The 13,442-nt window shown below is 67.5% G+C and carries 11 protein-coding genes; 5 read left to right on the top strand and 6 right to left on the bottom strand.

The window, feature by feature from the left end:
* Positions 1-71 precede the first annotated feature (71 nt).
* Together AC5P8F_RS01660 and AC5P8F_RS01665 are read right to left on the bottom strand one after the other, a co-directional pair.
* Complete coding sequence (locus AC5P8F_RS01660) at positions 72-1,199, bottom strand: metallophosphoesterase (RefSeq protein WP_414611938.1); 1,128 nt, start codon at positions 1,197-1,199, stop codon at positions 72-74.
* Between the two features lie 31 nt (positions 1,200-1,230).
* Positions 1,231-1,722, bottom strand: coding sequence for a winged helix-turn-helix transcriptional regulator (locus tag AC5P8F_RS01665; protein WP_495227567.1), 492 nt, complete (start codon positions 1,720-1,722; stop codon positions 1,231-1,233).
* 89 nt (positions 1,723-1,811) lie between these two features.
* Between AC5P8F_RS01665 and AC5P8F_RS01670 the strand changes: the two genes are divergently transcribed.
* Entirely contained in the window at positions 1,812-3,014 is a 1,203-nt protein-coding gene (locus AC5P8F_RS01670) for an MFS transporter (RefSeq protein ID WP_495227568.1), read from the top strand.
* A gap of 95 nt (positions 3,015-3,109) precedes the next feature.
* On the opposite strand, the gene AC5P8F_RS01675 is transcribed toward AC5P8F_RS01670, so the two are convergent.
* Complete coding sequence (locus AC5P8F_RS01675) at positions 3,110-4,525, bottom strand: GGDEF domain-containing protein (RefSeq protein WP_495227569.1); 1,416 nt, start codon at positions 4,523-4,525, stop codon at positions 3,110-3,112.
* Between the two features lie 286 nt (positions 4,526-4,811).
* Here AC5P8F_RS01675 and AC5P8F_RS01680 point away from each other — a divergent pair, with 286 nt between their 5' ends.
* Complete coding sequence (locus tag AC5P8F_RS01680) at positions 4,812-7,061, top strand: TonB-dependent siderophore receptor (RefSeq protein ID WP_495227570.1); 2,250 nt, start codon at positions 4,812-4,814, stop codon at positions 7,059-7,061.
* Between the two features lie 180 nt (positions 7,062-7,241).
* Entirely contained in the window at positions 7,242-8,222 is a 981-nt protein-coding gene (locus AC5P8F_RS01685; protein ID WP_014646439.1) for a cation diffusion facilitator family transporter, read from the top strand.
* A 38-nt stretch (positions 8,223-8,260) separates the two neighbouring features.
* Here the strand turns inward: AC5P8F_RS01685 and nfi are convergent, their stop codons facing one another.
* Positions 8,261-8,935 (bottom strand): deoxyribonuclease V, encoded by a 675-nt coding sequence (gene nfi / locus AC5P8F_RS01690; protein WP_495227571.1) that lies wholly within the window; start codon positions 8,933-8,935, stop codon positions 8,261-8,263.
* Between the two features lie 93 nt (positions 8,936-9,028).
* Here nfi and gpmA point away from each other — a divergent pair, with 93 nt between their 5' ends.
* Positions 9,029-9,778, top strand: coding sequence for a 2,3-diphosphoglycerate-dependent phosphoglycerate mutase (gene gpmA / locus AC5P8F_RS01695; RefSeq protein ID WP_014036448.1), 750 nt, complete (start codon positions 9,029-9,031; stop codon positions 9,776-9,778).
* Between the two features lie 110 nt (positions 9,779-9,888).
* Here gpmA and AC5P8F_RS01700 read toward each other — a convergent pair whose 3' ends face one another.
* Positions 9,889-10,350, bottom strand: coding sequence for a hypothetical protein (locus AC5P8F_RS01700; protein ID WP_234413139.1), 462 nt, complete (start codon positions 10,348-10,350; stop codon positions 9,889-9,891).
* A 137-nt stretch (positions 10,351-10,487) separates the two neighbouring features.
* On the opposite strand from AC5P8F_RS01700, the gene AC5P8F_RS01705 reads away from it, so the two are divergent.
* Positions 10,488-12,581, top strand: a complete 2,094-nt coding sequence (locus tag AC5P8F_RS01705; RefSeq protein ID WP_046429631.1) for a M13 family metallopeptidase — start codon at positions 10,488-10,490, stop codon at positions 12,579-12,581.
* Positions 12,582-12,781: 200 nt separating this feature from the next.
* Here AC5P8F_RS01705 and AC5P8F_RS01710 read toward each other — a convergent pair whose 3' ends face one another.
* Complete coding sequence (locus AC5P8F_RS01710; RefSeq protein ID WP_014646442.1) at positions 12,782-13,399, bottom strand: HD-GYP domain-containing protein; 618 nt, start codon at positions 13,397-13,399, stop codon at positions 12,782-12,784.
* Positions 13,400-13,442: the final 43 nt, after the last annotated feature.

Below are 13,442 nucleotides of genomic sequence, written 5' to 3' on the forward strand. Positions count from 1 at the left end.
GAGGGTAGCCGCAAACCGGGTGAAGGTGGAGCGCGCCGGCACCTCCCGGCACCGTCGCGCTGTCCCGCCATTCAGTCCTGCAGGCCCGGCTCACCCAGTGCCAGCGGCACCCGTGAGCCGTCCAGCAGGCCGCGGCTGAGCCTGCCATCCTCGATGAACAGCAGTTCGCCGTTCTCGCCGTTCTTGATGCTGCTGTCGATGGCGATCACGCGGTCGCCGTGGAAGCTGCTGACGTGTGGCATCGAGGTATGGCCAACCACGATGCGCGTGAGCTGCAGGCGGTCGAGCACGGCCTGTACCCCCGCGGTGTCGAGGCGGCCATCGAAGTAGCCGCGGTACCAGATCGGGCTGGTCTTGCCGTCATACAGCGGTGCGGTGGCCGGGTCGGCCTTCACTTCGGCCTTGGGCAGGCCCAGAGAGGCCTGATAGGCCGCATTGGTGCGTGCCGGGTCCAGCGCCAGCTGCACCGCTTCGGGCGAGATGCCGCCATGCAGGAACAGGGTATCGCCGATCTTCAGCAGCACCGGGCGGGTGCGCAGCCACTGCCCGATCACCGAGTCGGCGCCATACAGTTGCGGGTAGCTGCGGCCCAGCAGCTGGGCGCTGCGCAGGTACTTCGGGTTGATGTAGCGCAGGTCGTCGTACAGCACCATGGTTTCGTGGTTGCCTAGCACGAAGTGCACTGCGCCACCGGCGGCGGCGGCCTGCTGCTGCAGGCCGTACAGCAGCCAGAACGCCTCGGTCACCTGCGGGCCGCGGTCGAATACATCGCCAGCGATGACCAGCGTGTCCTTGCCCAGGGCCCAGCGATCCTGCGCGTCGATGACCTGGTGGGCACGCAGCAGGCGCACCAGCAGCCCGTACTGGCCATGGATGTCCGACAGCGCGACGATGCGCGGCGCGGCCGGCAGCACGGAGACCGAGGCCGCATTCGGCGCGGCCACGTGCACGGTGTGTTCGTAGCCACAGCGCGGCGCGATATCGGTGCCCGTCGTGTTGATGGCCAGCGAGCGCGACTCGACCTTGTCGTCGCAGATCCACTTGGCCTGCAGCTGGTCGCCCTGGCGGAATACATAGGGGCCATCGGCCTGCACGTGGTCGGCGGGCGCGGCAACCTCGCGGGCCTGCGTGGTTGCTGTGGCGCAGGCCAGCAGCGGCAACAGCAGGGCGGTCAGCAGGAAAGGGCGATAGCGCGGCATCGGCGGCGTCCGGCGGCGGAAACCTCCGATGCTAACCGGCGCGGCCGGATCGTGGTGTGCGCGAATGGGCGGACCAGGCGCCGCGCCGGTCGTCCTTGAGCTTGCGCACGCGGGTGGCGGCGGCCTGCAGCGGCTGACCGTCGCGCCCGTGTGGCCGCATGTAGGGCAGTGGTCGCCGCGTGCTGGATTCGATCAACTGCGAATGGGCTTCACCGGCGCTGAAGCGATGGCGTTCTCCCCACTGGCGTAGCGCGACCAGCAGCGGGAACAGTTCCTGGCCGGCGTGGGTGAGCACGTATTCCTGGTAGGCCGAGCCATCGGAGGCCGGTTGCAGTTGCAGGATGCCGGCCTCGACCAGCCTGCGCAGGCGATCGCTGAGGATGTTGCGCGCCGCGCCGAGGCTGCGCTGGAAGTCGCCAAAGCGCGTGACGCCGTCGAAGGCATCGCGGATCACCAGCAGTGCCCAGCGATCACCGAGCAGGTCGGCGCTGCGGGCAACGGGGCAGGGACTGTTGGCGTGCATGCTGTGGCCTCCGTATGTGGTTGCAGTTTAAAACCAATGACGATAGCCTGCATCAAGTTTCAAATTGCAACTACATCATGAGCGCATCGATGTCCCGCCCATTGCTGACCCTGCTCGCGGTCGCGGCCGGCGCCAGCGTTGCCAACGTCTATTACGCGCAACCGCTGCTGGATCGGCTGGCACAGGCCTTCGCACTGGACCGTGCCGTGGCGGGCGCAGTGTTGGCGGCAACCCAGGCCGGCAGTGTGCTGGCATTGCTGGGCCTGCTGCCGCTCGCCGATCGCGGTGACCGGCGACGCCTGCTGCGGATGCAGTTGATCGCGCTGGTGCTGGCCCTGCTGTGGCTGGCAGCGGCACGCACGGCCGGTTGGCTGTTGTCGGGCATGCTGCTGGCCGGGCTGTTGGGCACCGCGCTGACCCAGGGCTTGATCGCCTATACCGCCACGCTTGCGCCGCCCGAGCAGCGCGGGCGCCTGGTGGGCGTGGTGCAGGGCGGCGTGTTCATCGGCCTGTTGCTGGCGCGCGTTGTATCGGGCGCGGTCGCGGCCACCGTCGGCTGGCGGGCGGTCTATCTGCTGTCGGCAGCGCTGATGGCGGCCCTGGCCGTGCTGCTGTGGCGGCGTCTGCCGGCGGTGCCGGTGCCGGCGGTACCACCGCGCTGGCGCGAACTGCTGGGTTCGATGCTGGGCATGCTGCGCCGGGGCCGCGCGCTGCGCGAGCGTGGGCCGCTGGCATTGCTGCTGTTTGCTGGCCTCAACGTGTTCTGGGCGGCGGTGCCGCTGCCGCTGTCGGCGCCGCCGTTGCAGTGGTCCACCGCGGCCATCGGCGCACTGGGCCTGGCCGGCGTAGTGGGCGCCTTGATGGCGGCGCGGGTCGGGCACTGGATGGACCGCGGTTTCGCCGGTCGGGTCAGTCTTGGCGCGTTGCTGCTGATGCTGGCCGCGTGGTGGCCGCTGCTGGGCCTGCCGCAGTCGCTGTCGTTGCTGCTGCTGGGCGTGATCGTGCTCGACCTCGGTGGGCAGGCACTGCACGTATCGAACCAGGCGCTGCTGCTGCGTGCACCGGCAGAACAGCATGGACGCCTGGTGGCGTTGTACATGCTGTTCTATGCAGTGGGCAGTGGTGCCGGTGCGGCTGCCGGGCCCTGGATGCAGGCCCGGCATGGCTGGCCTGCGGTGTGCCTGCTGGGTGCAGGCATCGCGGCACTGGCGCTGCTGTGGTGGGCAGCATGGCGGGTGGTGGCGTCCAATGCATCGGCTGGGGGGCGAACCGGTAGAGTCGACTGTCGGTAGAGTCGACTGTCAGTCGACTGCTCTTCGCCCCGCGTGCGAAAAATCCCGCGCTGCGTGCGATAGTCGACCAGCGGTCGACTCTACCTGTCCTGTCGTCATCGCTGCAGTGCACGCCGTCCCGGTGCTTCCTCAAGGTCCGCGCTGGCCACTACCACGCGGTTGCGGCCGCTGCGCTTGGCCTCGTACATCGCCGCATCGGCCCGTGCCATCAGCCGCTCGTAGTCCGGGTGGCCGTCATGGCCGGCTACGCCGATGCTGGCGGTCAGTGCCAGTACCTGGCCGTTGGCCAATGCCACCGGTGACTGCGCGATCTGCCGCCGCAGGCTTTCGGCGATCACCGCGGCCTGTGATTCGCTGGCCGCGACCAGCACCACCACGAACTCCTCGCCGCCATAGCGGAACAGGTAGTCACTGCCGCGGGTCAGCTGGCCGAGCAGGCCGGCGACGTGCTGCAGCGCGCGGTCCCCGGCGTCGTGGCCGTGGCCGTCGTTGATCGCCTTGAAGTGATCCAGGTCGAGCAGCAGCAGCGAGAACGGCGTGCGGTTGCGCGTGGCCAGCTCGATCTCCCGGCGCAGCACGGTAGGCAGGAAGCGGCGGTTGAGCAGGTTGGTCAGCGCATCGCTGCCGGCATCCAGCTCGCCGATGCGCTCGAACAGCAGCGTCATCAGGGTGCGGATGGCGGCCAGGTCCTCGCGGATGGCCGGCAGCACCGCCAGTCGTTGTGCCGGGGCATCGTTGCTCGCCCGCTGCAGGTTGCTGTCGATGCGGGCCATCAGCTGGCCGACCTGCCGGGTCTCGCTGCTCTCGCCGAAGCTGGGGATGCCCTTGTGGGTGAACCACAGGCCGAACTCGGAAGTGGCCAGGCTGGCGCTGTCGCTGGCCTGTACGTGGCCAGCGAGCGCGTAGAGCAGGGCGTTCTCCCAGTCCAGCAGCAGTGCGCGCTGGCGTTCGCGTTCGGTGCCGACGTTCTGCACCAGCGAGAACAGCCGGTACGCAGCATCGGCGCGGGTCGAGCGCTCGCGTGCATTGGTATAGGCCAGGGTCATGCCTTCCATGGCGATGTCCATGATCGCGCTGAGGCAGTCGATGGCGGCGAACGCAGTGGCACTGTCGGGCGCGTCGTCGTGCAGGCGCACGAACAGTTCGTGCTTGAGCACGCGCGCGCCGCGGGTGACCAGGTCGACCGGAATACCGACCCGGGCATGCACATCGCCGATCACCCGCTGCGAGGCAACGGCGCCGGCAATACCGTCGGCATTGGTGGTCAGCAACTGCACCAGCCAGCGCTGCATGGCCGGCTGCAGGCGCTGCTTGACCTGATCGTGGGACAGGAAGCGGCGTGCACGCCCGTCCTGCAGCAGTACCTCGTAGAAGCGTTGGGCCAGCGCCGGCGGGGCATCGGCGGCGGCGGCGTGCAGCAGCGCGGTGGCGGCAGGGCCGGCCTGTTGCAGGCAGTGCTGCCAGGCCTCGGCCAGCGGTTGGCTGGCATCGTCCAGTTGGGGTGGTTCCACGTCGATCTCTGACTGCGTACGGCAAACCACGGGTATCGGCCGCGGTGGCGCACGGTTGATGGCGGGTTGGCCGGTCAGTTTATGCGCGATGCAGGGTTGCACGGCGCGCAAAGCACGTCGGCGCCGCGGCGGCAATGAGTGAACGCATTTGAGAATCACTCGCATTGATGGGAGAATGCGCGCACGGATCGGCCCGCAGGCGACTGCAGCGACGCTCCGCCTCCCCCTCGTCGTTGCCTCAAGCCCTTTGCCAGAGGCCCCGTTGCCCTGCCAGAAGGTCCAGATCATGTCTCCTGCCGTTGTCCTTTCGCCGCGCCCGCTGGCGCTCGCCGTTGCCGCCCTGCTGGCGGGAAGCGCCCTGACCGCCCAGGCCGAAACCGATGCCACCGATATCGACACGGTGCATGTCACCGCCTCGCAGATTGCCCGCCAGGCACTGGGTACCTCGACCATCACCGCCGAGGACATCGCCAAGCGCCCGCCGGCCAACGACATCGCCGAGCTGTTGCGCACCATGCCGGGCGTCAACCTCACCGGCAACAGCGCCTCGGGCCAGTACGGCAACAACCGCCAGATCGACCTGCGTGGCATGGGGCCGGAAAACACCCTGATCCTGGTCGACGGCAAGCGCATCGGTGCGCGTGACGCCGTGCGCATGGGCCGTAGCGGTGAGCGCAATACCCGCGGTGATACCAACTGGGTGCCGGCGGAAATGATCGAGCGCATCGAAGTGCTGCGCGGCCCTGCGGCGGCACGCTATGGCTCCGGTGCGTCCGGCGGCGTGGTCAACATCATCACCAAGCGCCCGACCGGCGACCTGACCGGAGCGGTCGACCTGTATGGCCTGGTGCCCGAGCACAGCGCCGAAGGCGGCAGCGAGCGCGTCGGCCTGCAGCTGAGCGGGCCGATGACCGACACCCTGTCGTTCCGCCTGTACGGCAACCTCAACAAGACCGACGCCGACTCACTGGACCTCAACCGCCAGTACGCCACCAACCCGAACGCGGTGCCACCGGCTGGCCGCGAGGGTGTCAAGAACCGCGACGTCAACGCGTTGCTGCGCTGGGACATCACCACCGACCAGGTGGTGGAGTTCGAAGCCGGCACCAGCCGCCAGGGCAACATCTACGCCGGTGACCGCGCGGTCAGCACTACCGGTACCTCGACCGGCGTTGACCTGGCGGCGCTGGCCGAAGGCGAAGCGGAAACCAACCGCATGTACCGCAACACCGGCGCGATCACCCATCGCGGCCGCTGGGGCGACGTGACCTCGCGGGTGACCGCCGCGGTGGAAGCGGTCAACAACTCGCGCATCAATGAAGGCCTGGCCGGTGGCCCGGAAGGCAGCTTCAACGGCACCGACTGGTCGACCTCGCGCCTGCGCAACTACCAGCTGGATGGCGAAGTGAGCTTCCCGACCTCGCTGGGCAGCGCCGAGAACATCTGGACGCTGGGCTTTGAATACCTGGACAGCCGCCTGACCGACCCGTACTCGATGAGCCAGTCCAGCAGCAGCGGCGGCGGTATCCCGGGGCTGTCGGCCGATCGCGCGCGGGGCAAGGCCGACGCGCAGACCACCGCAGTGTTCGTCGAAGACAACATCTACCTGGGTGAGCGCTGGATCGTCACCCCGGGCCTGCGCTTCGACCACCACAGCCAGTTCGGCAACAACACCAGCCCCAGCCTCAATGCGCAGTTCCGCATCAACAGCGACTGGGTGGTGAAGGGCGGCATCGCCCGCGCGTTCAAGGCGCCGAACCTGTACCAGTCCAATCCGGACTATCTGTACTACACCCGTGGCAACGGCTGCCCGAATGCACTGCCGAGCCTGGGTGCCGGTTGCTACATGCGCGGCAACGCGGACCTGAAGGCGGAAACCAGCCTGAACAAGGAACTGGGCATCGAGTGGGCACCGCAGAGCGGCTGGCAGGCCTCGTTGACCTACTTCCACAACGACTACAAGGACAAGATCCAGGCCGGCTACACCCAGGTTGGCCTGACCGCCGACTCCAAGGGCCGCATCTTCCGCTGGGAGAACGCGCCCAAGGCGATCGTGCAGGGGCTTGAAGGCAACCTGGTGATCCCGCTGCTGGGCGAGCAGGGCAACCGCCTGAAATGGAGCAACAACTTCACCTACATGGTGGAAAACGAGAACAAGAGCACCGGCCAGCCGCTGTCGGTGATCCCGAAGTACACCGTCAACACGATGCTGGACTGGCAGGCCACCGACAAGCTGTCGGTGCTGCTGACCGGCACGTTCTACGGCAAGCAGGAACCGGCCACCGCCAACATCAACAATGATCCGCGCTGCACCGGCAGCTGCGATCCCTCGATCGCGCTGCAGGACCGCGGTGCCTACAACATCTGGGGCGTGAGCGCGCGCTACAGGGTGACCGGGACCGTCAGCTTCGGCTTCGGCGTGAACAACCTGGCCGACAAGCGCCTGTTCCGCGAGGCCAACAGCAGCGATGCCGGTGCGGCGACCTACAACGAACCGGGCCGCGCCTACTGGGCCAGCCTGCGCTTCGGGTTCTGACCGCACGCGGACGCCGGTCCGCTGCGGTCGCCAGGCCAGGCCTGGCGCTGCCGGCCACGCTCCGGTAGCGCCGGGCCTTGCCCGGTGAGGGATCGCCTGGGCTGCAATGTTATAAACACCGTAATAGTCTCCCCCGCCAGCACGGCGTAGCCTGCACCGCATCGCAAAGGAGCTGTTGCCATGGGCCACGACCACGATCACCTGCCATCCCAGATCCGCCACGAGAAACCCTTGTGGTGGGCGCTCGGCCTGACCTCCACCTTCCTCGTCATCGAGGTGGTGGGCGCGTTCTGGACCAACAGCCTGGCGCTGCTGTCCGACGCGGCACACATGGCCACCGATGCACTGGCACTGATGATTGCGCTGGTCGCGGTGCGGTTGAGCCGGCGCCCGCCGGACGCGCGCCGCACCTACGGCTATGCACGCCTGGAAGCGCTGGGCGCGATGATCAACGGCGCCATGCTGTTCGTGGTCGCCGCCTACATCCTGTGGGAGGCGATCGGTCGTTTCCGCGAACCGCAGGAGATCGCATCTTCGGGCATGCTGGTGATCGCCGCCGCAGGCCTGGTCATCAACCTGATCTCGATGCGCCTGCTGCAGGCCGGCAGCGGCGAGAGCCTGAACGTGAAGGGCGCCTACCTGGAAGTGTGGGCGGACATGCTTGGCTCGGTGGCGGTGATCGCCGGTGCGTTGTTGATCAAGTGGACCGGCTGGAAGCCGATCGACCCGATCCTGGCGGTGCTGATCGGCCTGTGGGTACTGCCGCGCACCTACGTGCTGATGCGCGAGGCGATCAACGTGCTGCTGGAAGGCGTGCCCAAGGGCATGAACGTGGCCAAGGTGCGCGACAGCCTGTCCGGTCATGCTGCGGTGCTGGACGTGCATGACCTGCATGTGTGGGCGCTGGCCTCCAGCACGCCGGCGCTGACCGCGCACATCGTGATGCGCGACGGCACCGACGCCGATGCGCTGCGCCGTGAGCTGGGCGGGCGCCTGCACGATGACTTCGGCATCGAACACGTGACGCTGCAGATCGAAGCGGACCACTGTGGTGAAGCCTGCGCTGGACCGGCGTCGGCAAAGGGCGGCGCGCAGCAGGGCCATGAAGGCCACGACCACGGTGAGGACGCGCAGGGCCATCGCGGCCACGTGCATCATTGAATGAAAATGAAAGCCGCACCGGGGAATGCCCGGTGCGGTCATTCGTCGCGTCGCGAGGCCAGCCGATCCGCCAGCCGGGTCGGTTCCGGCAGCCGGTAACCGCGCAGCGTGCGCTGCACCCAGTCCAGCGCGGTATCGGCACTGACCCGATGGCCGCCGGCCACGAACAGCGGCTTGCAGCGCACCTTGCTGCGCAGCACCCAGCCCAGTTGTTCGTCGCCATCCTGCAGCGGCGCATGTGCACCGGCCTCGGCGCCCGGTTCGACGAACCGGCCCACCAGCTTTGACTTGGCCACGCCGATGCTGGGCAGGTCGGTGACCACGCCCAGATGCGCGGCCACGCCCAGCCGGCGCGGATGGCTGATGCCATGGCCATCGACGAACACCAGGTCCGGCGTGCGCGGCAGCAGCGCCAGCGCGGCCAGCAGTGCCGGCAGCTCGCGGAAGCTGAGCAGACCGGGGATGTAGGGCATCACCGTGGGGATGCGCGCGATCTCCTGCGCCACGGGCTTCAGCGTCTCCACGTCCAGCAGTACCGCCGCGGCGCGGGTGATGGCGCCGTCGTCTTCAAAGCCAACATCCACCCCGGCCAGCCAACGGACGTCGCGTGGCAGGCGGTCCTGGCGCTCCACGCGGCCGGCCAGCTGGAGCTGCTGCGCGCGTGCCGCGGAGACGCTGCCTTCCCAACATCCGGGATCGATCACCGTATTCATCGGTCACAGCATCGCACGGGCGGCGCCACGGCCCGGTGAGCGGCGGCCGGGCTACAATGGCGGCCTGCCTTTCCTCGCGTTGGAGACCCTGCAGTGACCCGTAAACTCGTACTGTTGCGCCATGGCCAGAGCCAGTGGAACCTGGACAACCGCTTCACCGGCTGGGTCGATGTCGACCTGACCGAGCAGGGGCGCCGGGAAGCGGCCGCCGCCGGTCGCCTGATGCGCGAGGAAGGCCTGCAGTTCGACGTCGCCCACACCTCCGTGCTCAAGCGTGCCATCCACACCCTGCAGGGTGCGCTGGCCGAGCTGGAGCAGGACTGGCTGCCGGTGAACAAGTCCTGGCGCCTCAACGAGCGGCACTACGGCGGCCTGCAGGGGCTGGACAAGGCCGAGACCGCGGCCAAGCACGGCGAAGAGCAGGTCAAGGTCTGGCGCCGTTCGTACGACATCCCGCCGCCGCCGATGGACCTGGAAGATCCGGGCCACCCGATCCATGACCGCCGCTACGCCGGTCTGGACCGCAACGCGCTGCCGGGCACCGAGTCGCTGGCCACCACCCTGGACCGCGTTCTGCCGTACTGGCACGACGCCATCGCGCCGCAGCTGAAGGACGGCAAGACCGTGCTGGTCACCGCCCACGGCAACTCGCTGCGCGCGCTGTACAAGTACCTCAACAATGTCTCGCGCGAGGAGATCCTCGAGCTGAACATCCCGACCGGCATCCCGCTGCTGTTCGAACTGAACGACGACCTGACCGTGCAGTCGTTCCGCTACCTGGGCGACCCGGAAGCAGCGCGCAAGGCCGCCGAAGCCGTGGCCAACCAGGGCAAGGCGAAGTAAGAAGCACAAGGCCGGCGCAAGCCGGCCTTCGCTTTTGTCGAGCCGAGCCCACGCTCGGCCGGCGCTGTCGCAACCCGGTAGAGCCAACCCATGGGGGCTGCATCAGCCAGCTACGAGGGATCCATGCGGCGCACCTTCGGCGGCCGCAACGCGGCAATGTCGATGACGTGTTCCTGGCATATCACCTGATAGTGCGTGAATGGGCCCGGGTAACTGACATCGGCAAAGGTGGCATGGTCCAGATAATCGAGGAACTTCGAACGGCTGTAGCGGCGGAACAGGTTGCCGCTCCAGGTTTCGGCGTCGTCCCAGCTCTGGTAGGACTCGTTGTGCACGGCGTAGCTGATGTAGTGGTCCCAGATCAGCTCAAAACGCTGCGAGTGGGGCATCACCTCTATCGCACGCGCATCATCGATTGAACGTCCATGAGCGAGCTCCACACGGGAGGGCTTTCCGACCACCAGGCCTTCCTCGACGACCAGGCGCAGACGATTCGCTTCCGGCTCGCCGATGCCCGCCAGGAACAGACACTCACAAGCGTCGATGGCCTGCAGCAGCGCAGCTTCGTCCATGGTCATGAAGTCCAGTGATCGCGGAAGCCAGAGCATAGCGGCATGCAGACGGAGCCGCGCCATGCGCTCGTGACCTTTGGCCGGTCCCCAGCGTCGCTCCCGCGGCTACCCTGTGAAATTACCCGCAGGAGAGCCTCATGAACGTCCGCAACCTGGTCCCGCTGGGCCTGACCATCGCCATCGCTGCCTCACTGGCGGCCTGTGGCAAGAACGAAACCGCCCCGGCGGCCAGTGCCGACGCCAAGCCGGCCTTCGACCTGTCGCAGATCAAGACGCCGCTGATCTCGCTCAACAGCGCCGACCTCGATCCGGCCATTCCGGCCTGTACCGACCTCAATGGTTTCGTCAACAGCAAGTGGCTGAAGGCCAACCCGGTGCCGGGCGACCAGACCACCTGGGGCAGCTTCGAGATCCTGCGCGAGCGCTCGCTGGAAGTGCAGCACGCGCTGGTGCAGCAGGCCGCCGCCAGCCAGGCCAAGGCGGGCTCGGTGGAAGCGAAGATCGGTGACATCTGGAAGACCGGCAACGATGAAGCGAAGATCGAAGCTGCCGGCCTGGCGCCGCTGCAGCCGCAGCTGGACAAGATCACCGCGCTGAACGACACCGCCGCCATCACCCGGTACCTGCGCGACAGCCAGGCCGAGGGCAAGGGCGTGCTGTTCTCGCTGTTCGCCAATGCCGACTACAAGGATTCGGCCAACGTCATCGCCTACGTCGGCCAGGGTGGCCTGGGCCTGCCGGAGAAGGGCTACTACTTCGACGATGCGCAGGCCAAGATCCGCGACGCCTACGTGGCCTACATCGCACAGGTGCTGACCCTGTCCGGCGTGGACGCGGCGCAGGCCGCCGAGCAGGCGAAGGCCGTGATGGCCTTCGAAACCCGCCTGGCCAAGGCCTCAATGTCGCGCATCGAAATGCGTGACCCGGCCAAGCGCTACAACCCGCTCAGCGCGGCTGAGGCCGACAAGCTGACCCCGAACTTCAGCTGGACCGCGCTGTTCGAGACCCTCAAGGTGCCGGCCGCGCAGAAGTTCTCGCTGGCCCAGCCGGGCTTCTTCGCTGAAATGGACAAGATGCTGGCCGATGTGCCGGCCAGCACCTGGCAGGCCTACCTGCGCTTCCACACCATCGACGATGCCTCGCCGTACCTGAGCAGCCAGTTCGAGAAGGCCAACTTCGATTTCTATGGCACCACCCTGCGTGGCCAGAAGGAAATGCAGCCGCGCTGGAAGCGCGTGCTGGAGTCGGTCAACGGTGGCATGGGCGAAGCCCTGGGCCAGCTGTACGTCGACGCCGTGTTCCCGGCCGAGTCGAAGGTCGCCATGCAGCACCTGGTGGAAAACCTGTCGCAGGCGCTGAAGGCGCGCCTGGAGCAGCTGCCGTGGATGGGCGAAGAAACCAGGAAGAAGGCCCTGGAGAAGTGGGCCAGCTTCACCCCGAAGATCGGTTACCCCGACAAGTGGCGTGACTGGGCGGGCCTGCAGACCAACGGCGACAGCTACCTGGGCAACATGCAGGCGGCGCGTGCGTTCAACTACCGCTACATGCTGGACAAGATCGGCAAGCCGGTGGACAAGACCGAGTGGGGCATGACCCCGCAGACCGTCAACGCGTACTACAACGCCACCAAGAACGAGATCGTGTTCCCGGCGGCGATCCTGCAGGCACCGTTCTTCGACGCCAAGGCCGATCCGGCGCTGAACTACGGCGGCATCGGTGCGGTCATCGGCCACGAGATGATGCACGGCTACGACGACTCGGGCAGCCAGTTCGCCGCCAACGGCAACTTCGACAACTGGTGGACCGACGCCGACCGCAAGGCCTTCACCGAGCGTACCGACCAGCTGGTCGCGCAGTTCGACGGCTATGAATCGGTGCCGGGCGTGTTCGTGAAGGGCAAGCTGACCCTGGGCGAGAACATCGGCGACCTCGGCGGCCTGACCGTGGCCTACGACGCGTTGCAGATGGCGCTGAAGGAAGACCCGAAGGCGAATGTCGAAGTGGATGGCCACAGCCAGGACCAGCGCTTCTTCATGAACTGGGCCACCGTGTGGCGCCGCAACTTCACCGATGGTGAGCTGCGCGTCCGCCTGAACACCGATCCGCACGCCCCGGCCAACTTCCGTGCCAACGGCGCACCGTCGAACATGCCGTCCTATGCCGCTGCATTCCAGTGCAAGGCCGGCGACGCGATGGTGCGTGCCGACGACAAGCGCGTGGTGATCTGGTAATCGATCACCCGTGACTGCGTGATGCGAAAGGCCCGGCGAATGCCGGGCCTTTTGTCTTCCAGGCCGGTAGCGCAGCGCCGACTGGTAGAGTCGACTGTCAGTCGACTATCGCGCGCAGCGCGGGATTTTCGCGATCTGGACGAAGAGCAGTCGACTGACAGTCGACTCTACCGACGGGTCGTTTCACCTTCCGGAAGATCTCAGGCCAGCTCCGGCTCCCGCGCCAGCATGCGATGGAAGCGCTGCAGCACGTAGGGATCCACCAGCCCTCCAGACTGCGAATCGATGATCCGCAACGCGGTTTCGTGCTCCATCGCGTCGCGGTACGGGCGCACGCTGGTCATCGCATCGTAGGCATCGGCGATGGTGACGATGCGCGCGCCCAGCGGGATGGATTCGCCGCGCAGCCCATCGGGATAGCCGCTGCCATCGAAGGCTTCGTGATGGGCGCGGATCAGCCGCGCCACGGGCGCGGCGTCGCTGCGGCCGGTGGCCAGGAAGATGTGCTCGCCGCGCACCGGATGCTCACGCATGATCGCGCGCTCCTCATCGGTATGCCGGCGCGGTGCCAGCAGTACGTCGTCGGGAATGCCGATCTTGCCGATGTCGTGGAAGCGCGCGGCCAGGCCGACCTGCGCACAGGCCTCGTCGTCGAGATCGCAGTGCGCGGCCAGCCGCTGCGCGAACAGGCCGACGCGGTCGCAGTGATGGCGGGTGTAGGCGTCGCGCATCTGCAGCGACATCGAGAGGGCATCGATCAGGCAGGCCTGCGCGTGCAGCAGGTCGGGGGCGGGTACGGCGTCAGGAAACATGGTCATCCGCCCGCACCGGGTGGGGACCGGTGCGGGGTGTTCGGGGGGC

This window comes from Stenotrophomonas sp. YJH_SMC_69, assembly GCF_059370495.1.